Source organism: Streptomyces sp. NPDC026246 (assembly GCF_055567995.1).
On sequence record NZ_JBVHPJ010000006.1, the window covers coordinates 414635 to 434351 of the forward strand.

Genomic DNA, 19717 nt, shown 5'->3' on the forward strand with positions numbered 1-19717 from the left:
AGCGGGCAGGAACGAACGCTTTCGATCAGGAAGATTGCGCGCGGCACCCGACTCGCCCCGGGCCTCCGGAGGCATAGGTTCGGGAGGAGAGGCCAGAAAGGACACCCGATGAACCACCATGAGGTGCGCGACCTGATGAGCGACGCGGTCGTCCGGGTGCGGGGCGGCACGCCGTTCAAGGAGATCGCCCATCTGCTGCAGGAGTACGACATCACGGCGGTCCCCGTGGTGGACGAGCAGAACCGCCCGGTGGGCGTCGTGTCGGAGGCGGACCTGCTGTACAAGATGTGGGGCGGGCAGCAGGACGACGACACGGACGGGGAGGGCGGTTTCCCCCGGACGGCCAAGGCGCGCGCCACCGATGCGGCGGGGCTGATGACGGCACCGGCGCTGTCCGCCCGGGAGGACTGCAGCGTCGTGGACGCGGCCCGCCTGATGGCCCGGCACCGCGTCAAGCGGCTCCTCGTCGTCGACGACGACGGACGGCTGATCGGCGTGGTGAGCCGAAGCGACCTGCTGCGGGTGTTCCTCCGGGCCGACCAGGCCATCCGCACGGAGATCGTGGAGGAGGTCCTGGTCAAGGCGCTGGGCGAAGCACCGTCCGCCGTGCAGGTCGACGTGACGCACGGCCACGTCGTGCTCAGCGGCCGCCTCTCTTCCCGGGACGCGGTCCCCCGTCTGGAGGAACTGTGCCGGGAGGTCGACGGTGTCGTGGCCGTCGAGTTCCGTCCGGGCCGGGAGCCGGACCGTGAAGGGCCGCCCGGCTGACGTCGAGGACCGGGAAGAGAAGCAGCGCACGGCGGAGTTCCGTGCGCTGCTCCCTCGGATGGGCGTGCCGGGTCAGACCTCGGTGTCGACGCGCGGGCGGCTGCCGCTCCCGGCCGTCGGTGTCTGCGGCTGTGCGGACTCCTCGGAGAGCCGTTCCATGCCGCTGGTGGTCTTCAGCGGCTTCTCCTTGATGAACAGCACGGCCACCAGGGCGAGCGCCGCGAAGGGAGTGGCCACGAGGAACAGTTCGGCGGTGGCGACCCCGTAGGCGTGCTCCACGACGTCCCGGATCGGTGCGGGCAGGGTGGTCATGTCGGGGACGCCGCCGTGCCCGGCCTGTCCTCCCTCCTCGGTTCCGCCCGCGGCGGCACCGGCCCGCGCCAGCCCCTCGGTGATCTCGGAGGCGACCCGGCCGGCGAGGATCGCGCCGAGCACGCTGGTCCCGATCGTGCCGCCCATGCTGCGGAAGAAGGACAGCACGGAGGTCGCGGCGCCGAGTTCGGCCGCGGGCACGTCGTTCTGCGCGGCCAGGACGAGGTTCTGCATCAGCATGCCGACGCCGATGCCCATGATCGCCATGTAGAGGCTGAGCAGGCCGAAGTGGGTGTCGGCGCCGATCGTGGACAGCAGCGCGAGTCCGGCGGTCATGGTGACGCCGCCCGCGACGAGGTACACCTTCCAGCGGCCGGTCGCGCTGATGATCTGCCCGGCGACGGTGGACGAGAGCAGCAGGCCCAGGATCATCGGCAGGCTCATCAGGCCGGCGATCGTCGGGGACTTGCCGAGGGAGACCTGGAAGTACTGCGACAGGAAGACCGTCCCGCCGAACATCGCCAGACCGACGAACAGGCTGGCCACGGTGGTCAGCGCCACCGTGCGATTGCGGAAGATGCCCAGCGGGATGATCGGCTCGGCGACCCTGGCCTCGACGAACACGGCGGCGACGAGCAGCGCCACTCCCCCGCCGGTGAGCGCGGCGGTCTGCCACGACGCCCAGTCGAACTCGTTGCCCGCGAGCGTGACCCAGATCAGCAGCGCGCACACGCCGGCGACGATCAGGAAGGCGCCCAGGAAGTCGATCCTCGCCTCCCGGCGGACCGTGGGCAGCTTCAGCGTGCGCTGCAGCAGGGCGATGGCGAGCAGGGCGAAGGGCACGCCGATGAAGAAGCACCAGCGCCAGCCGAGCCAGGAGGTGTCCACCAGGACGCCGCCGATGAGGGGGCCGGCGACGGTGCCCACGGCGAAGACGGCACCGAAGATGCCCGCGTACTTGCCGAGGCGCCGCGGCGGGATGATCGCCGCCATGACGACCTGCGCCAGCGCGGTCAGGCCGCCGGCGCCGATGCCCTGGGCCACGCGGCTGAAGATGAGCAGCTCCACGTCGTGGGAGAAGCCTGCCAGCAGCGAGCCGACGACGAACAGGCCCAGGGAGAGCTGGAGCAGCAGCTTCTGGTTGTACAGGTCGGACAGCTTGCCCCACAGGGGCACGGTCGCCGTCATGGCCAGCAGTTCGGCGGTGACGACCCAGGTGTACGAGGACTGGCTGGCGCCGAGGTCGGCGATGATCCTGGGCAGGGCGTTGGAGACCACCGTGCCTGCCAGGATGGCGACGAACATGCCCGCCATGAGTCCCGACATGGCCTGGAGTATCTGCCGGTTCGACATGGCGGACGGAGGCGCCTCGGCGGGCGCCGCTGGAGAAGTCACATCATCTCTTTCGGGGTGCGGTGGGCGGGCGCTTCAGTCGCGGTCCGCCGGCGGCGGGCCGGGCAGGCCTGCCGCGAGGTGCTCGAAGGTCTCGCGGAAGACGTCCGCGAAGGCGAGTTCGTCCTGCCGTACGCACCAGTGCTCGACGGCGACCCGGACGGCCGTGACGCCGACGGCGGCCAGCAGGCGCGGATGGAGGCCGAGGGCACGCCTGCGGCGCTCGCCGTCCGGCGAGGCCGGGTCGGTGCGCTCCGCGGAGAAGAGCGGTGAGCCGGCGCCGGTGCGTTCGGCGAGTGTTTCGGCCAGGGCGAGTTCGTCCGCCATGTGGGCGCCGATGCTGCGGGCCAGCAGATGCGGGGAGCGGCGCAGCACCTCCGAGTGCAGGCGCCACAGCTCCTGGTGCTGCTCGATCTCCGCCAGCTCGGCGGCGATGGCGTCGCGCAGGGCGTCCAGCGGGGCGGTGCCGGGGGGTGCCGCGAGGACGGCTCGCCTGACCCGTGCGCCGGCTTCGGCGCCGATCATCACGAAGACGTCGTCGCGCGAGTCGAAGTAGTTGAAGAACGTGCGGGTGGACACGCCGGCGGCCTCGCTGATGGCGTCCACGGTGACGTTCTCGGCGCCCTGCTCCGCCGCGAGCCGTACGGCCGCCGTCACCAGGGCGGCCCGCGTGGCCTGCTTCTTGCGCTCGCGCAGCCCGGTGGGCGCCGGCTTCCCGTCCGTCATGTTTTGCATGCTACGCAAAGATGCAGAGTCTGCAAAAATCAGCGCGAGCGCACGGAGGGGCTGTTAAGCTGGGGAGACGTTGATCGTGTGTATCGAGGAGTCACAGACGTGGTGGGTGAAGACGACATCTCCGGGTGAGATCCGGACCTGACGGCCACCGGACGCGCTGCTGAGCGCCGCCGAGGTGGCCTGTTCGTCGTACCCCCCTCCCCGCATCTGCCCAGGGCAGAGCTCTGCCTGCCCGCAGCCTTCTCGAGGTCATCTCCATGTCCGACGCCGCCGTCGTCTGCTCCAGCGTGTCCTTCTCCTGGCCCGACGACACGCCCGTCTTCCACGACCTGTCCTTCACCGTCACCACGGGCCGAACCGGCCTCGTCGCACCCAACGGCACCGGCAAGAGCACGCTGCTCAAGCTGATCGCCGGTGAACTCACGCCCCGTACCGGCTCGTTGACCGTCAGCGGCACAGTCGGTCACCTCCCGCAGAACCTCCCCTTCACCGGTGATCTCACCGTCGCCGAGGTGCTCGGCGTCGCCGCGGTGATCCACGCCCTGGACGCCGTGGAGTCCGGGGACGTCGCCGAGGAGCACTTCGCCACCATCGGCGACGACTGGGACATCGAGGAGCGCACCCGCGCCCAGCTCGACCGTCTCGGCCTGGCCGGCCTCGCACTCGACCGCCGGCTGCACACCCTCAGCGGTGGGCAGATCGTCTCCCTCGGCCTCGCCGCCCAGCTGCTCAAGCGCCCCGACGTCCTGTTGCTCGACGAGCCGACGAACAACCTCGACCTGGACGCCCGGCACCAGCTCTACGACGTGCTGTCCGACTTCGGCGGCTGTCTCCTCCTGGTCAGCCACGACCGGGCGCTGCTCGACCGCATGGAGCGCATCGCCGAACTCGGCAGCGGCCAACTGCGCTTCCACGGGGGCAACTTCACCGCCTACGAGGAGGCCGTGCGGGCCGAGCAGGAGGTCGCCGAGAAGAACGTCCGCAACGCCGAGCAGGAGCTCAAGCGGGAGAAGCGCGAGATGCAGCAGGCGCGCGAGCGCGCCGAGCGACGGGCGAGCAACGCCGCCCGGAACCTGAAGAACGCGGGGCTGCCCCGGATCTTCGCCGGGAACATGAAGCGGGGCGCGCAGGAGGCCGCGGGCCGGTCCGGGCAGACACATGCGGCCCGCGTCGGCGAGGCCAGGGCCCGGCTGGACGAGGCGGGGCGCGCGCTGCGCGACGACCAGCAGATCGCGCTCGACCTGCCCGACACCCGGGTGCCCGCCGGACGCACCCTCTTCACCGGCGCGGGTCTGCAGGTCACGCTCGGCGGCCGGCCGGTCTTCGCGGACGGCGGCATCGACCTGAGCGTCCGCGGCCCCGAGCGCATCGCACTGACCGGGCCCAACGGTGCCGGGAAGACCACCCTGATGCGCCTGATCACCGGTGAACTGGTCCCGGACAGCGGGGAGATCAGGCGCAACGAGGGCCGGGTCGCCTATCTCTCCCAGCGTCTCGACCTGCTGGATCCGGAGAGCACGGTGGCGGAGAACTTCGCCGCGTTCGCTCCCGAGCGGCCCGAGGCGGAGCGGATGAACCTGCTCGCCCGCTTCCTCTTCCGGGGAGCCCGGGCACACCTGCCGGCGGGTGTGCTCTCCGGCGGCGAGCTGCTGCGCGCCACCCTGGCCTGCGTGCTGTGCGCCGAACCGGCACCGCAGCTGCTGCTCCTCGACGAGCCGACCAACAACCTCGACCTGCTCAGCGTGGGCCGGCTGGAGAGCGCACTCGACTCCTACCGGGGTGCCTTCCTGGTGGTGAGCCACGACGAGCGGTTCCTCGACGGGGTCGGGGTGAACCGGCGCTTGCGGCTGGCCGACGGCACCCTCACCGAGGGCGGGGACCGCGCGGTGTGAGCCGCCGGTGTGTGCGGTGGCCCCGCAGCGGCACCTGCGGGGCCCCACGACGGCCGAGAGGAGTGGAGTCCGGGACACATGTCAACTTCGCGTGCGGCCGAAGCCCTCGTGTGTCAGCCCGTCGGGCGAGGGTGTGGGTACCATGCGCAGCACCATTTTCGTCGAGGAGGGCAGCGATGTGACCAGCCAACCAGCCTCCACGCTCCGGGCACGCTACGGGGAGCAGGCCGCGTCGGACCTTGAGGAGAACCGGCGGCTCCAGCGGGAGTTGACCGAGCGGATCGCCGTCCTCAAGCAGGAGGAGGAACTCCTGGCGGACATCCTGCGGCTCGCCGAGGGCTCCGCGGACGCCCCGGTGATTCCCGGGCAGCCCAAGGACGAGCCGGGTGCGCCGAAGACCGGGGACGAGCCGCGCGCGGCGAAGACCAAGAGCGAGCCCCGCGGGTCCAAGGGTGAGGGCGCACGCCGCGTGCCGAAGGCCAGGGACCGGCGCCGCGCCGCCGGGACCAAGGAAGGGGCCGGGGCACGGAAGGCCAAGTCGGCGCGTCCCGCGCCCGGTTCGCAGCCGCTGCTCGGTGATCTGCTGACGGATCTCCTCGGCGGCCACGACGAACCGCGTCTGGCCAAGGAGCTGCGCGAAGAGCTGATGGAGAAGCACTCCGGCCGCACACCCACGCCGCAGGTCGTGCGGAACACGCTGGAGAACCTGGTCGCCAAGGGTCAGGTGCAGCGCCACAAGCAGGGCCGCTCCGTCATGTACACCCTCACCACGGCGGAGAAGGCGCCGGAGGAGCAGCCGGAGCCGCAGCCTCGGAAGGGCTGACGGCCGGCCCGCGCGGACGACCGAGGGGAGGACGGACGTCCTCCTTCCCGGTCCCGCCGCGTCCTCGGGCCTCGGCGCGCCTGGGCAGCCGCCGGTTGGGGCGCGAGAAGTGGCGGGTGTAGCCGTCCGGATAGCGCTGCGGGTAGTCCTGGCGCTCCGGCTCGGCCTCCCGGAACTCACCGGCCACGTGAAGGCAATCGCGTCCCGGCCTGGTCAGGCCAGGCGCAGGTCGATCCAGGGAATCGTGTCCCCGGGCAGCAGGTAGCGCTCCGTCTCGACGAACCCGTGCCGGGACGCGAAGCGCAGGCCGTCCTCGTTCGACGACAGGACCACCGTCTCGATGACCTGGGAACCCAGCTCCCGCGCTCCGCCGAGTCCCCGCAGGTACAGCTCCTCGCCGAATCCCCGGCCGCGGTAAGCGGGAAGTACCCGGGAGATCACCGTGGCCGTCGTCCCGCCGTCGGCCGGCGGACGCACCGTGCTGCAGCCCACCAGGTCGTCGCCGAGGTACGCGACCTCCAGGTGGTGGCGCTGCGCGCGGTCGCGTACCTGGTCCATCGACAGCGGATGCGTGGGGATGATCGTGTTGTGGACGTGCCTCCAGTCGCTGAGCATGCCGTCGCCGAGGGGCCGTTCGATACGAAGATCGGTCATCGCAGCAGCAGACCCGACCGGTGTCCGGCCGTCAACCCGGTTCCCTCCCGTCCCGAACCGCCCTTCGGCGAGGCACCGTTGTCAGGTGAGGGGGCGTCACCTCTCGTGCAGGGGAAGGACGGTGAAGATCCCGATCTTGGGAAGACGGTGGAAGTGATCTTCCATCGGTCCCATGAGAGGGGGCAGTCCGTGACCGCACCCGTGCGTCCCGCACCGCCAGCGCACCGCCGGTACCGGTTCGACCTTCGGTCGACCGCCCTGTTCTTCGTCTTCCTCGCCGTGGCCCTGGTCGTCGCGGGGCTGGCCGTGCGCACGCTGGCCGACGCGGCCGAGCGGCGTCCGGCGTGGATGTTCGTCCTGATAGCCCTGGGCCTCGCGGCCCTGCTGAGCCTGCGGCGCCGGCTGCGCCTGGCGAAGGTCGCGCGCCGGGCCGCCGCAGCGCTCGACGAAGCGGCGCGTGAGGCGGCCGACGCGCTGGACGCGCCGCCGCCGGTTCCCCGGCAGCGCCCGGCCGACGACACCCTCCCCGGCCCCGACGAGGTCGTGGCCGTGGTCGGGCGACCCGAGACGGTCCTCGACTACGACGCACTGACCCCCGACGGGTTCGAGGAGGCCATCGCCGCCCTCTGCGAGCGCGACGGCTGCTCCGCCGTGGAAGTCGTCGGGGGCGCCGGGGACCTGGGCGCCGACGTCCTCGCCGTCACGCCGGACGGCCGCCGGGCCGTGGTGCAGTGCAAGCAGTACGGCGAGACCAACCGGGTCGGCTCCCAGGACCTGCAGCGCTTCGGCGGCACCTGCTTCACGGTGCACGAGGCCGATGTGGCCGTGCTGGTCACGACCAGCGACTTCACCGCACCCGCCCTGGAGTACGCCGAGCAGTGCGGCATCGTGTGCGTCGACCGGGAGGCGCTCCTGGCGTGGACGGACGGCACCGGCCCGTGCCCCTGGGAGATCGGCCCGGGCCTGCCGGTGACGGACGTGGACCTGTCGGCGACGATCCCGCTGGACGGGCCGCAGCGCACCGCGCGCCACCTCACCGCCGACGGCAGCGGCTGCTGAACTGCGGGTTCCACCGTCCCGGTGTGGTGGCACCAGCCATTCACCCCGGGACGTGGGTAGGGTGGCCGCACAGGTGGTCGAGCGTGGGCGGTGGCACATGGAGTGGCGAGAATTCGCCGAGGAGATGGCCCTGCTCGCCCGGACCCTGCTGAAGCAGGAATCCGTGCAGGGGACCCTCGACGAGATCGCGGCAGCGGCGGTCCGTCTGGTCGACGGCTGCGACGCGGCCGGGATCCTCGCGGTGCGCAAGGGCCGGGCCATCACGCTGTCCTCGTGCGGGGACATGGTCGAGGAGTCCGACCGGCTCCAGGGCGAGCTGGCGGAGGGGCCCTGCTTCGATCTGGCCCGGCGCGCCGACGACGAGCGGGTCTTCCGGGTGCCGGACATGACCGAACCCCAGGACGACTGGCCCCGCTACGCCGCGGCCGCGCGTGACCTGGGGATCGGCAGCATGACCGGCGTCCTGCTGTACACCCATGAGGAGGATTTCGGCGCCCTCAACCTCTACGCCCGCACACCCGGGACCTTCACCAAGGACGTGGAGACCGCGGGCTGGCTGCTGGCCTCGCACGCCGCCGTCGCCCTGGCCGACGCCCGGACCATCGACCAGCTCCAGCACGCTCTGGACACCCGGCACGCGATCGGCGAGGCCATGGGCATCCTCATGGAACGCCACGGCATGGCCGAGAACGACGCCTTCGACGTGCTGCGCCGCATCTCCCAGCACCACAACGTCAAGCTGCGCGACGTCGCCCAGCGCATCAGGGACGAACGGACCGACGAGCGGAACTGACCGTTCTGCTCCTCAGCGTTCACCGCTGTGTGACAGTGGGCACGAGCGGGCGCCGTATGCGCTGGCGGCGTCCGGGTAGGCGTACGGCGCAGGCATCACCCCGAGCACTGAACGACAACGAAAGAACCCACATGGTCATCCCGCTTATGAAGCAGGCGGATGAGCAGGGACGCAACGACCGCGCCGCGCCGCACTTCGGTGCGGCGTGGGCCGAGGGCACGGCCTGCGCGGTCGATGCCCGCCGGGCCCTGCGCGCCTTCCTCGCTCACGCCCCGCACACCGGCCGCTCCCCCGCGCCGGACATGCTCGTCCTGGACGCCGAGCTGGTCGTCAGCGAACTCGTCACCAACGCCATCCGGCACGCACCCGGCCCGTGCGGACTGCTCCTGTGGTGTTCCGACGACGAGCTGGTCGTCACCGTGTGGGACAGCTCCCGGGAGGAACCGGTGGTGCGCGAGCGGGACGGTCGCCGGTTCGGGGGTCACGGCATGCACGTGGTCCACACCGTCAGCAGCGCGGTCGCCGTCACCGTCGAGGAGGCAGGCAAACGGATCGTCGCCCGCATCCCGTTCACGTCCGGCGGCGACGCTCCCGGCCCGGGCGGGAGGACCGTCCTGCCCACGTCGCTCTCCGGTCGCCCCCCGCAGCAGCCATGACGCCCCCGGCGGCCGCCGGGCCGTTCACACGACGTCGTAGGTCAGGTGGGTCGACGTCGGGGTCGCCGTCACCGTCCGCCGGGTGAAGACGCGGCGGGTGCCCCCGGTGAACAGGGGCGTCCCCGCGCCCAGCACGACGGGGGCGAGATGCAGGGACAGTTCGTCCACCAATCCGGCGTCCACGGCGGAGCCCACGGTCGCTCCCCCGCCCATCACGACCACGTCGAGAGCGCGCCCGGCGGCCGACGACGCCGCCTCGGCCCGTTCGCGGGCGGCGGCGACGGCGTCGGCCAGGCCGGTGGTGACGAAGGTCCAGTCGAGGGCGCGGAGCCGTACCGACACGGGCGGCGCACCGGTCACCACGACGAAGGCGGGTCTGCCCACCTCCCCGGCGCCGTAGCCGACGGTGTCGTCCCAGCCCTGCGGCCCGTCCACCACGTCGAAGAGGCGACGCCCGAGCACGACGGCCCCCGACCGGGCGGTCGCCTCGCGCAGGACGCGGCGATCGTCCGGATCGTCGGAGAACGCCCAGGTGTGCAGGGCCTCGCCGCCCGTGCCCAGGCCGTTGTCCGGGCCGGGATCGGGCCCGGTGACGAAGCCGTCGAGGGAGACCGAGATGTCGGCGACGATGCGTGTCATGACGGGACAGACCCGATCCGCCGCCGGAACTCATCGCCGCGGCCGCCGGGCCGCGCGCCGCCCGTTCGTCGCGTTTGCGCCGCCGCCGAAACGGTCAACGATCTCGCGAGCGCACGGCGATCGACCGCATCGGGAGGCGGACCGAGGATGACCGTCACCACACCGCCGACGGCAGACGTCCTGCCGGCCACCCCCGTCCTGCCGGTGTGAGCCGGCACGCCCTGGACCGGGCCGGGCACGCACTGCGGGACGGGTGGCACCGGCTCGGTGCGCACACCCTCGTCCGGCAGGGCCACGACCTGGAGCTGCTGCACCGGGCCATGGGCTTCGCCACGCTGGCCCTGGTCACGCTGGCGCCCCTGCTGATCGTGGTCGCCGCCGCCGACCCGCTGGCCCGCGGCGGGTTCGCCTCGTGGCTCGCCGACGGCATGGGACTGTCGGGGCGGTCCGCACGCGTCCTGACCGACATCATCAGCCCGCCCCGGAAGGTCATCGGCACCACCAGCGTGCTCGGCGGCGTCACCCTCGCCGTCTTCGGCATCGCGCTCGGCGGCAGCGTCCAGAACGGCTACGAGCGGATCTGGGAGCTGGCACCCGGCCGCTGGCACCGCGTGTGGCGTCAGGCGGTGTGGATGATCGCCATGACCGCCTACCTGTACCAGGAGGCGCAGAGCCGCAGCATCGCCTCCGGAGGCGGGCGGATCGCGCTGAGCGCGGCGACCGGGGTGCTGTTCTTCTGGTGGGGCCAGCGGTTCCTGCTGGGCGGGGTGGTCCGCTGGAGCGACCTGCTGCCCGGGGCGATCGCCACCATGGCCGGCCTGGTCGGCCTGCGCATGTTCTCCTACTTCGTCTTCACGCCGCTCATCGTCACCAACGCGATCAGCTACGGCGCGGTCGGAGTGGTCCTGGTCGTCGAGTCCTGGCTCATCGGCGTCGGGTACGTCGTGTACGGAGGGGCCCTGCTGGGGCACTGGCTGGTCCAGCACCACGGACTGCGGCGCGACGGCGGGGAGTGACACGCCGGTCGGGGTACCCGGCCCGGCCCCGTGGAGTGGAGGACGGATGACGGTCGATCTGGTGGGTTTCCTCGGCGTGGTGCTGGTGGCGTACGTGGTGCCCGGGCCGGACTTCCTGGTGGTGGTCCGGTCGGCGGCCGAGGATCCGTCGAAGGGGAGGGCCGCGGCGCTGGGCGCGCAGACCGGGCTGTGCGTCCACATGGTCGCGGCCGCCGCCGGCCTCTCGGTGGTCGCCACGCGCTCGCCCCTGGTCTACGACGGGGTCAAACTGCTGGGCGCGGCCTACCTCGTGTACCTCGGGGTGCGGGCGGTCCTCGCGGCCCGCCGGGCGGTCCGGGAGCGGCGGCGGGGGCGGCCCGGGTACGCCGAGGCCTTCGGCGTCGAACGAGCGGGCGCCGACGCCCGCGGGCGGTGGCGGTCCGGGTTCACGCAGGGGTTCCTCACCAATGTGCTGAACCCCAAGGCGGCGCTGTTCTTCCTCAGCATCCTCCCGCAGTTCGTCGACGGGGGCGGCTCCATGGCGCGGCAGATCTTCTTCCTGGGCTTCCTGGACGTGCTCGTCGGCGTCGGGTACTGGTTCGTCCTCGTCGTCGTCGCCTCCCGGCTGCGGGCCCTGCTCGCCCGGCCGACGGTGCGCCACCGCTGGGAGCTGACCACCGGCTGGCTGTTCATCGCCATCGGCGTCTCGGTCGCGGCCACGGCCTGACGGGCATCCGTCCGCCGGACCGGACCCGCGCGCCTTCAGGTCTTCGGCACGCGCAGGGCGAGGAGCGCCACGTCGTCGTCGTTGCCGGAGGGGCGGACCCGCCGCAGCAGATGGTCGGTGAACGAGGCGAGGGGACGGTGGGCGAGGGCGGCGGCGTGCTGGCGCAGCCGGTTCAGGCCCTCGTCGAGGTTCCGGCGCGGTTCCTCGATCAGGCCGTCGGTGTAGAGCACCAGCGTGGAACCGGGGGGCAGCAGGGTGGTGGCGTCCGGGCGCGAGACGTTGCCCTGGGTGCCCAGGAGGATGCCGTGGCCGTCGGTGAGGTAGCTCGTCAGGCCGTCCTTGCTGACCAGCAGCGGCGGGGGGTGACCCGCGTTCGTCCAGGACAGCTGCCAGCGGCCGTCGCCGGCCGCTTCGAGCCTGGCGAAGATCATGGTGGCCATGGCGACGTCGGTGATGTGCTGGATCGCCCCGTCGAGGCGTTCCACGATCCGGCTCGGGGGTTCCGTCTGGGACCAGGCGTAGGCCCGCAGCATGTTGCGGACCTGCGCCATGCCCGCCGCCGCGTCCAGATCGTGGCCGACGACGTCGCCGATGGCCAGGGCCGTGGACTCGTCGGAGAGCGGGAAGGCGTCGTACCAGTCGCCGCCCACCTGTGACGATTCGGGCGCCGGGAGGTAGCGGACGGTCATCTCCAGGCCGGGGACGCCGGGCATCTGGGGCAGGAGGTGGTTCTGCATGGTCTCGGCGACCTTGCGCTGCCGCTGGTACAGGCGGGCGTTGTCCAGGGCGAGCCCGGCGCGGCGCGCGATGTCCTCGATCAGCGGGAGGTCCTCCGGCGTGAAGTCAGCCGGGTTGTCGCCGCGTCCCACCGTCAGGGCGCCCAGGACGGCGCGGGTGCTGCGGATGGGCGCGATGGCCGCCGAGTGCATGCCGGTGGCGTCGAACAGGCGTCGCTGCTCGACGGCGATCCCCGAGTCGGGAGCGCCCTGGTAGGTCTGCGGGCCGGCCAGCGTGGAGGACACGCCCCGCAGTGCTCTCGACAGAGGCATCGGGGACTCCTCGGGGACCGGCGGCATGGGTCCCTGGAGCTCCTCGCGCTGCACGAGCTTGTCGTTCTCGGCGTGCACCACGAGCGTGCGCCACACCTCGTCGCGCTCGGTGATCAGGTCGACGACCGCCCAGTCGGCCAGCCGCGGCACGACCAGCGCCACCAGCCGGTGCAGGGCCTCGTCGACGTCGAGGGTGGAGGTCAGACGCGTGGTGGTCTCGGCGAGCAGGGCCAGCCGCTGCAGCTCCGTCAGCTGCGGGGACACCGGCTGCGGGTGCGGGGCGGGGTCCTCGGGGTGATCGGCGGCGTAGAAGACGACCAGTGTGCCGCCGGGCGCGTCACCGACGGCGAACGGGGTGATCAGCCAGGAGATCCGCAGGACCGAGCCGTCGGAGTGGGAGAACCAGTCCTCCTGGATCTGGGCCGCGCGGCCGGCGTGGAAGGCCTGGCGCATGGCGCACTGCGTCCTGGGCAGGGGCTGGCCCTGGGGGCCGCGGTGCAGCAGGTCGTGGGCGTCGTGGCCGACGAGTTCCGCCGCGCTGCGGCCCAGCAGGTGCTCGGCCCGGGTGTTGACGGCGACGATGAGGCCCTCGTCGTCCACGAGGTAGGCGCCGGCGCCGATGGCCTCCAGCAGGTCGGCCGACGCCGCGGAGGCGGCGGGCGTGAGTGGTCCGCCGGCGGTCGCCGTCTCCTCGGGCCCCACCATCGCGGCCTCCTCGCTCCACGCGCCGGCCACCCTCGCGGGCCGGCGCTCCTCCGGTTCGCTTGCCTACCCCGTATTCCCCTGCGCACGTCGTTTCCACGTCGTCCGGGGCCGGACTCCCATGATCTCAGGCATGCGCCGCGGTGTCTGCGGGAGTGCCGTGCGCGTCACCCGGGGCGGCCACCGGGTCGGGCGGACGGTGCGGGCGACGCCCCTCAGCCGACCCGGATGCCCACGATGCAGGTGTCGTCGTCGGTGTCCGACCTGCTGTAGGTCAGCAGGCGGTCCAGTTGCTGGTCCAGCGTGGTGGGAGCCGACCGGACCGTGGCCAGCAGGTGGGTCAGGGACTCCTCCACCGGCCGGTCCCGGCGCTCGACGAGGCCGTCCGTGTACATCAGCAGGGTGTCCTCGGGCGCCAGCTGGATCTCCGTCTCCTCGTACGTCGCCTCCGCGACGGCACCGAGCAGCAGGCCCTTGACCAGGGGCAGGGGCTGTGCGTCGGTGTCGCGCACGAGGACGGGCGGCAGGTGTCCGGCCCTGGCCCAGCGCAGCGTCCGGTGGGCCGGGTCGTACAGCCCGCACACCGCTGTCGCGGTGACGGCGCCGGTGAGGTGGTGGGCGACGATGTTGAGCCAGGACAGCAGCTGGGCCGGTCCGGCGCCGGTGACCGCCAGACCGCGCAGCGCGTTGCGCAGGACGACCATGCTGGTGGCCGCCTCGATGCCGTGCCCGGCCACGTCCCCGACACACAGCAGCACCTGCCGGGACGGCAGGACGACGGTGTCGTACCAGTCGCCGCCGACCAGTTGCTCGGTCTCCGCGGGCCGGTAGCGGACGGCGACCTGGAGGCCGGACACCTGGAGCGGGGCCTGGGTCGGGGGCATGATGGCGTGCTGGAGCTGCAGGGCCAGCCGGTTGCGTTCGGTGGCCTGCTGCTCGGTGTGAGCGAGCTGGTCCCGGGTGGCGGCGAGCGCGACCTCGGTCCAGTGCTGCGAGGAGATGTCCTGGCAGGCGCCGCGGACCAGCAGCAGCCGGTCGTCGGTGTCGAGCACGGGCTCGGCGACGATCCGGATGTGCCGGGTCACCCCGTCCGGCCGCTGCAGCCGGAAGGCGGCGGCCGCGGGCCGCCGGTGGTGCAGCAGGGTGCGCAGGAAGCGGCGGATGGAGACGCCGTCGTCGGGGTGCGCGTGGGCCGGCAGTTCCTCCAGCGGCACGGGCGTACTGGTCGCGGGGCGCCCGTAGAGGTCGAACAGCTGTCCGTTCCAGGTGATCTCACCGGTCAGCACGTTCTCCTCGAAGCCGCCGATGCGGCCCAGGCGCTGGGCGTTCTGCAGCAGGCTCGCCAGCCGCGCGGTCTCGTCCTCGATGCGCCAGATGAGCAGCACGGACGAGCCGTGCCGGCTGATGCTGATGTCGGCGACGGCCGACAGGGGCACCTGGTCGACGAGGGCGGTGAGGTTCATCCGCCGGGCCCGGAAGGGCTCACCGGTGGCGTAGACGCGCTCCACGCGCTGGAACAGCTCGCTCTCACCGACGGCCATGGGGTACGCCTCGAGCAGCAGGGCGCCGCTGACGACGGCCCGGGGCCGGCCGGCCGGGTCGAGGAAGCGGTTGTTCACGTGCTGGATGCGGAAGTCCACGAGGTGACCGTCGGCGTCCAGGTGCGGCACCAGGACGAGGGCGGGGTCGTGCAGGCCGTCGGCCAGGTCCATCAGCTCGGCGGCGTCCGGCAGGACGCGCGGTTCCGTCGCTCCGGCGGGCGACGGCGTGTACATCTCCAGGGTGTGGGCGCACAGTTCGGCCAGCGCCTCGACCTGGCGGACGATCTGCGGGGGCTGCGGCTGGAGCGGTTCGGGCCAGGCGATCTCCAGCACGCCGTGGATGCGCCCGCCGGTGCCGGCGGGCAGGGCGGCCCGGCCGCCGTCCGGGTGGTGGTGCAGCCCGATGCTGGGCAGGCCGGTCCGGCCGAGGCTGGTGATCCACTGCCCCTCGCGCTCCATCAGGCCGCGTCGCGCCACGGTGACCACGTCCGGCGGTACGTAGCGCCAGCGGGTGGCCTCGGCCGGCGAGAAGCCGGCGCTGCCCGCCAGGGTCAGCGACCCGTCGGCGCCCGCGGCCCATATGGCCACGGCCGCCGCGCCGAGGGGGCGCAGCGCCTGCTCCAGCAGCGCGTCGGCGACGGCCTGGGCGTCGTCCGCGGCCAGCACACCGCTCTCGGCCGCGCGCAGCCGCACGGCGGCCGACTCGGCCTCGGCCTCGTCGGCGGCCCTGGTGGCGGCGAGGAACGCGTCATTCACCTCCGACATGCGGTCCCGGGCGGCCTGGTTGATGACGTCGACGGCCAGCTCCAGCGGGCTGAGCTGGGCCTGCTCGGCCAGCTCGGCGAGCTGCCGGGCGGCCTGGGCCGGGCCGCACCGCAGCCGTTCGATCAGGACGCCCTTGGCGAGTTCGATCAGGGCGCGGCCCTCGGCCTCGGCCTGCGCGGCCCGGACCTCCCGGCTGAGCCGTTCCACGGTGGCGGCCAGCCTGCCCACCGGCGAGGCCGGTGGGACGCCCGGGGCGTCGGCGGGCGGCCCGTCGGGCAGGAGGAGCTCCCCCTCCGCAAGGGATCCGGAGCTGCCGGAGTCCGCCGGGCTTCCGGCCCGGCGGCCCCCGGCCGGGGCGGCAGGCCGTCCCCCGGGTGTCCTCGGCTCGCCGTCGGCGCTTCCGACGGGCCCGGCGGTGGGCGCCGACGGCCCGTCGGGCGTCGCGGGCGGGAGCGAGGGCGTCGGGCTCCCGGCGGCGTCGCGCTGCGCCCCGGCTTCCCCGTTGGGTTCACGCGGCTGCTCGGACATGCTCACGGTCTGGATGCTCCTCGGCTTCAGCGCCCGGCGGCGCGGAACGGCTGGTCCTGCGGGCGCCCGGCCCGCCGGTGTGCGGGGTCGGGCGCCGGCCGGCTCACACGGGCAGCCAGCGGCGGACGCAGGCGATGAGGTCGCGTGTGTCGACGGGCTTGGTGACGTAGTCGCTGGCGCCCGAGGCGATGCTCTTGTCCCGGTCGCCGGGCATCGCCTTCGCCGTCACGGCGATGATCGGCAGGTCGGCGTACTGCGGCATCCTGCGGATCTCCGCGGTCGCCGTGTATCCGTCCATCTCCGGCATCATCACGTCCATCAGGACGATGGCGACGTCCGGGTTGTTCACCAGCGTCTCGATGCCCCGGCGCCCGTTCTCGGCGTGCAGCACCCGGAAGCCGTGCAGCTCCAGGATGCCGCTGAGGGCGAAGAGGTTGCGCGCGTCGTCGTCGACCACCAGGACCGTGCGGCCCGCAGCGGCGTCGTCGACCACCGGCGGCGTCAGCGGCTGCGCCTCCTCCGGCCGGACCAGGGACAGCACGTCCCCTGGTTCCTCGGCCGACAGGTGCAGGGCGATCCGCTCGCGCAGCTCGTCGAGGCTGGACAGCAGCTCCAGCGCGCCGCCGGCCGAGCGGGCGCGCAGCCTCTCGTCCAGCGCCACGTCCGCGGGGTGGTTGCTGTGCACGAGCACCGGCACGCTCGTCAGGGCCGAGTCGCCCTGGAGGGCCTGGAGGAAGCGGGACGCCTCGCCGTCGCCCATGCCGAGTTCCAGGACCACGCAGTGGCACGGGTCGGCAGCGAGCGCCCCGGCCGCCTCCTGCGCCCCGACGGCGGTGATGACGTCGACCGCGGGCCGCTGCCCGCCGTCGGCGCGGCCCTGGGTCAGGTCGGCGACCACGCTCTCGGCGACGAGGGTGAGCAGGCCGCGCGGCCGCTCCTCCACGACGAGCAGTCGCCGGGGCCGCGGTCCGGGCCCGATCGGGGGCACGGGCACGGGTGGGGCGGAGCCCTGCGGCAGCGAATCGGCGGAGGACCGCTCCAGGGCCCGGCCGTGGTGGAGCAGTTCCTCGAAGTCGGGCCGGGCGACCGGCAGGTACAGCGTGAAGGTGCTGCCCTGGCCGGGCGTGCTGTCCACGGTCACGGCGCCCCCGAGGAGCTGGGCGATCTCCCGCGTGATGGACAGGCCGAGGCCGGTGCCGCCGTACTTGCGGCTCGTCGTGCCGTCCGCCTGCTGGAACGCGCCGAAGATCGTCTCCAGGTTCTGCTCCGGGATGCCGATGCCGGTGTCCTTCACCCGGAAGGCCACCACGGCGCCGCCCCGGACCACGCCCTCGGGCACCTCGCCGTCCGCCGCCGGTTCGATGCGCAGCTCCACGGAGCCCTGTTCGGTGAACTTGACGGCGTTGGACAGGAGGTTGCGCAGGACCTGCCGCAGCCGCGAGTCGTCGGTGAGCAGGTCCGCGGGCGCTCCCGCGGCCGTCGACACCGTGAACTCCAGGCTCTTCTGCGTGGTCATCGGCCGGAAGGTGACCTCGACGTACTCGATGAGCTGGCGCAGCGCCACCCGCTCGGGGGTGACGTCCATCTTGCCGGCCTCGACCTTCGACAGGTCGAGGATGTCGTTGATCAGCTGGAGCAGGTCGGATCCGGCGGAGTGGATGATCTGCGCGTACTCGACCTGCTTGGGCGTGAGGTTGCGCGAGGGGTTCTGCGCGAGCAACTGGGCCAGGATCAGCAGGCTGTTAAGCGGGGTGCGCAGTTCGTGGCTCATGTTGGCCAGGAACTCCGACTTGTACTTGGAGGCCAGCGACAGCTGCTGCGCGCGGGTCTCCAGTTCCTGCCGGGCCTGCTCGATCTGGAGGTTCTTCGCCTCGATGTCCCGGTTCTGCGCCACGAGCAGCGAGGCCTTCTCCTCCAGTTCGGCGTTGGAGCGCTGGAGTTCCTCCTGCTGCACCTGCAACTCGGTGGAACGGGCCTGGAGTTCGACGGTCAGGCGCTGCGACTCGACGAGCAGCTCGTCCGTGCGGGCGTTGGCCACGATCGTGTTGAGGTTGACGCCGAGGGTCTCCATCAGCTGGGTGAGGAAGTCCCGGTGGATCTGGGTGAAGGCGGTCACGGACGCCAGCTCGATGACGCCGAGGACCTGGCCCTCGACCACGATCGGCAGCAGCACCAGCGCGGTCGGCACGACCTGGCCGAGCCCGGAGGAGATGGTGACGTAGTCCGGCGGCAGATCGTCCACGGCGATGGTGCGCCGGCTGCGCGCGGCCTGGCCGACGAGCGTGCGGCCGAAGGCGATCCGGGTGGGCCGGGTGCTGTCCTCCGGGTAGCCGTAGGAGCCGACGAGCCGCAGTTCGGGCCCGTCGTCGCCGTCCTCGGCGAGGTAGAAGGCCCCGTACTGGGCCGACACCAGCGGCACCAGCTCGTCCATGATCAGTTCGGCGACCACGGGCAGGTCGCGGTGGCCCTGCATCAGTCCGGAGATCCGGGCGAGGTTGGTCTTGAGCCAGTCCTGCTCCTGGTTGGCCCGGGTGGTCTCGCGCAGGGACTCCACCATCGAGTTGATGTTGTCCTTGAGTTCGGCGACCTCGCCGGAGGCCTCCACGTTGATCGACCGGGTCAGGTCGCCCTCGGCGACGGCGCTGGTGACCTCGGCGATGGCGCGCACCTGGCGGGTCAGGTTGCCCGCCAGTTCGTTGACGTTCTCCGTGAGGCGCTTCCAGGTACCGGAGACGCCCTCGACCTCGGCCTGGCCGCCGAGGCGGCCCTCGGTGCCCACCTCGCGGGCCACACGCGTGACCTCGTCCGCGAACGCGGAGAGCTGGTCGACCATCGTGTTGATCGTCGTCTTGAGTTCGAGGATCTCGCCGCGCGCGTCGACGTCGATCTTCTTCGACAGGTCGCCCTTGGCCACGGCGGTCGTCACCAGCGCGATGTTGCGCACCTGGCCGGTGAGGTTGTTGGCCATGGAGTTGACGTTGTCGGTGAGGTCCTTCCACGTGCCGGCGACGTTCGGCACGTGCGCCTGGCCGCCGAGGCGGCCCTCGGTGCCCACCTCGCGGGCCACACGCGTGACCTCGTCCGCGAACGCCGACAGGGTGTCGACCATCGTGTTGATGACCTCGGCGAGCGCGGCGACCTCGCCCTTGGCCTCGACGGTGATCCGCTGCGACAGGTCGCCGCGCGCCACGGCGGTGGCGACCTGGGCGATGGAGCGGACCTGACCGGTGAGGTTGGAGGCCATCACGTTGACGTTGTCGGTGAGGTCCTTCCAGGTGCCGGACACACCGCGCACCTGGGCCTGACCGCCGAGACGGCCCTCGGTGCCCACCTCGCGGGCCACGCGCGTGACCTCGTCCGCGAACGCCGACAACTGGTCGACCATCGTGTTGATCGTGCTCTTCAGCTCCAGGATCTCCCCGCGCGCGTCCACGGTGATCTTCTGCGAGAGGTCACCCTTGGCGACGGCGGTGGCGACGAGCGCGATGTTGCGGACCTGGCCGGTGAGGTTCCCGGCCATGAAGTTCACGGAGTCGGTGAGGTCGCGCCAGGTTCCCTTGACGCCCTTGACGTCCGCCTGGCCGCCGAGGCGGCCCTCGGTGCCCACCTCGCGGGCCACGCGCGTGACCTCGTCCGCGAACGCCGACAACTGGTCGACCATCGTGTTGATCGTGCTCTTCAGCTCCA

General features: G+C 72.5%; 15 protein-coding genes. 8 read left to right on the forward strand and 7 right to left on the reverse strand.

Annotated features, from left to right (window positions below):
• The first annotated feature begins 108 nt into the window (after positions 1-108).
• Positions 109-768 (forward strand): CBS domain-containing protein, encoded by a 660-nt coding sequence (locus ACZ4M5_RS18295; RefSeq protein ID WP_467737946.1) that lies wholly within the window; start codon positions 109-111, stop codon positions 766-768.
• A 72-nt stretch (positions 769-840) separates the two neighbouring features.
• Here the strand turns inward: ACZ4M5_RS18295 and ACZ4M5_RS18300 are convergent, their stop codons facing one another.
• Both ACZ4M5_RS18300 and ACZ4M5_RS18305 read right to left on the reverse strand, forming a co-directional pair.
• On the reverse strand, positions 841-2433 hold the full coding sequence (locus ACZ4M5_RS18300) for an MDR family MFS transporter (RefSeq protein ID WP_467738053.1): 1593 nt from the start codon (positions 2431-2433) through the stop codon (positions 841-843).
• A gap of 75 nt (positions 2434-2508) precedes the next feature.
• Positions 2509-3207 carry a TetR/AcrR family transcriptional regulator gene (locus tag ACZ4M5_RS18305; protein WP_467737948.1) on the reverse strand — a complete coding sequence of 233 codons (699 nt, stop codon included), beginning with the start codon at positions 3205-3207 and terminating at the stop codon, positions 2509-2511.
• A gap of 257 nt (positions 3208-3464) precedes the next feature.
• Here ACZ4M5_RS18305 and ACZ4M5_RS18310 point away from each other — a divergent pair, with 257 nt between their 5' ends.
• Together ACZ4M5_RS18310 and ACZ4M5_RS18315 are read left to right on the forward strand one after the other, a co-directional pair.
• The gene (locus tag ACZ4M5_RS18310) at positions 3465-5099 is read left to right on the forward strand and encodes an ABC-F family ATP-binding cassette domain-containing protein (protein WP_467737950.1); all 1635 of its coding nucleotides are present in this window, start codon (positions 3465-3467) and stop codon (positions 5097-5099) included.
• A gap of 178 nt (positions 5100-5277) precedes the next feature.
• Positions 5278-5922 (forward strand): BlaI/MecI/CopY family transcriptional regulator, encoded by a 645-nt coding sequence (locus ACZ4M5_RS18315; RefSeq protein ID WP_467738055.1) that lies wholly within the window; start codon positions 5278-5280, stop codon positions 5920-5922.
• A 213-nt stretch (positions 5923-6135) separates the two neighbouring features.
• Here ACZ4M5_RS18315 and ACZ4M5_RS18320 read toward each other — a convergent pair whose 3' ends face one another.
• Positions 6136-6576 (reverse strand): GNAT family N-acetyltransferase, encoded by a 441-nt coding sequence (locus tag ACZ4M5_RS18320; protein ID WP_467737952.1) that lies wholly within the window; start codon positions 6574-6576, stop codon positions 6136-6138.
• Positions 6577-6765: 189 nt separating this feature from the next.
• Here ACZ4M5_RS18320 and ACZ4M5_RS18325 point away from each other — a divergent pair, with 189 nt between their 5' ends.
• The 3 genes from ACZ4M5_RS18325 to ACZ4M5_RS18335 all read left to right on the forward strand — a co-directional run bounded on the left by ACZ4M5_RS18325 (position 6766) and on the right by ACZ4M5_RS18335 (position 9084).
• Positions 6766-7635 carry a restriction endonuclease gene (locus tag ACZ4M5_RS18325; RefSeq protein WP_467737954.1) on the forward strand — a complete coding sequence of 290 codons (870 nt, stop codon included), beginning with the start codon at positions 6766-6768 and terminating at the stop codon, positions 7633-7635.
• A gap of 97 nt (positions 7636-7732) precedes the next feature.
• A complete protein-coding gene (locus tag ACZ4M5_RS18330; RefSeq protein WP_467737956.1) occupies positions 7733-8428 on the forward strand; it encodes a GAF and ANTAR domain-containing protein in 696 nt (231 codons plus the stop codon).
• A 131-nt stretch (positions 8429-8559) separates the two neighbouring features.
• Positions 8560-9084 (forward strand): ATP-binding protein, encoded by a 525-nt coding sequence (locus tag ACZ4M5_RS18335; protein WP_467737958.1) that lies wholly within the window; start codon positions 8560-8562, stop codon positions 9082-9084.
• A gap of 24 nt (positions 9085-9108) precedes the next feature.
• Here the strand turns inward: ACZ4M5_RS18335 and ACZ4M5_RS18340 are convergent, their stop codons facing one another.
• Positions 9109-9723, reverse strand: coding sequence for a dihydrofolate reductase family protein (locus tag ACZ4M5_RS18340; protein ID WP_467737960.1), 615 nt, complete (start codon positions 9721-9723; stop codon positions 9109-9111).
• 206 nt (positions 9724-9929) lie between these two features.
• Here ACZ4M5_RS18340 and ACZ4M5_RS18345 point away from each other — a divergent pair, with 206 nt between their 5' ends.
• Together ACZ4M5_RS18345 and ACZ4M5_RS18350 are read left to right on the forward strand one after the other, a co-directional pair.
• Entirely contained in the window at positions 9930-10739 is an 810-nt protein-coding gene (locus ACZ4M5_RS18345; protein ID WP_467737962.1) for a ribonuclease BN, read from the forward strand.
• A gap of 46 nt (positions 10740-10785) precedes the next feature.
• Positions 10786-11445, forward strand: a complete 660-nt coding sequence (locus ACZ4M5_RS18350) for a LysE family translocator (RefSeq protein ID WP_467737964.1) — start codon at positions 10786-10788, stop codon at positions 11443-11445.
• Positions 11446-11480: 35 nt separating this feature from the next.
• Here ACZ4M5_RS18350 and ACZ4M5_RS18355 read toward each other — a convergent pair whose 3' ends face one another.
• The 3 genes from ACZ4M5_RS18355 to ACZ4M5_RS18365 form a co-directional block, all read right to left on the reverse strand.
• The gene (locus ACZ4M5_RS18355) at positions 11481-13199 is read right to left on the reverse strand and encodes a PP2C family protein-serine/threonine phosphatase (protein WP_467737966.1); all 1719 of its coding nucleotides are present in this window, start codon (positions 13197-13199) and stop codon (positions 11481-11483) included.
• Positions 13200-13411: 212 nt separating this feature from the next.
• Positions 13412-16030: a SpoIIE family protein phosphatase gene (locus ACZ4M5_RS18360; RefSeq protein WP_467738057.1), complete on the reverse strand. Its 2619-nt coding sequence runs from the start codon at positions 16028-16030 to the stop codon at positions 13412-13414.
• Between the two features lie 103 nt (positions 16031-16133).
• A partial coding sequence (locus ACZ4M5_RS18365) for a HAMP domain-containing protein (RefSeq protein WP_467737968.1) occupies positions 16134-19717 on the reverse strand: 3584 nt, incomplete at its 5' end.

Bases quoted from the DNA above. Each gene is read 5' to 3' on its own strand.
- ACZ4M5_RS18295 (WP_467737946.1), top strand. From the start codon at position 109: ATGAACCACCATGAGGTGCGCGACCTGATGAGCGACGCGGTCGTCCGG.
- ACZ4M5_RS18300 (WP_467738053.1), bottom strand. From the start codon at position 2,433: ATGTCGAACCGGCAGATACTCCAGGCCATGTCGGGACTCATGGCGGGC.
- ACZ4M5_RS18305 (WP_467737948.1), bottom strand. From the start codon at position 3,207: ATGCAAAACATGACGGACGGGAAGCCGGCGCCCACCGGGCTGCGCGAG.
- ACZ4M5_RS18310 (WP_467737950.1), top strand. From the start codon at position 3,465: ATGTCCGACGCCGCCGTCGTCTGCTCCAGCGTGTCCTTCTCCTGGCCC.
- ACZ4M5_RS18320 (WP_467737952.1), bottom strand. From the start codon at position 6,576: ATGACCGATCTTCGTATCGAACGGCCCCTCGGCGACGGCATGCTCAGC.
- ACZ4M5_RS18330 (WP_467737956.1), top strand. From the start codon at position 7,733: ATGGAGTGGCGAGAATTCGCCGAGGAGATGGCCCTGCTCGCCCGGACC.
- ACZ4M5_RS18335 (WP_467737958.1), top strand. From the start codon at position 8,560: ATGGTCATCCCGCTTATGAAGCAGGCGGATGAGCAGGGACGCAACGAC.
- ACZ4M5_RS18340 (WP_467737960.1), bottom strand. From the start codon at position 9,723: ATGACACGCATCGTCGCCGACATCTCGGTCTCCCTCGACGGCTTCGTC.
- ACZ4M5_RS18350 (WP_467737964.1), top strand. From the start codon at position 10,786: ATGACGGTCGATCTGGTGGGTTTCCTCGGCGTGGTGCTGGTGGCGTAC.
- ACZ4M5_RS18355 (WP_467737966.1), bottom strand. From the start codon at position 13,199: ATGGTGGGGCCCGAGGAGACGGCGACCGCCGGCGGACCACTCACGCCC.
- ACZ4M5_RS18360 (WP_467738057.1), bottom strand. From the start codon at position 16,030: ATGTCCGAGCAGCCGCGTGAACCCAACGGGGAAGCCGGGGCGCAGCGC.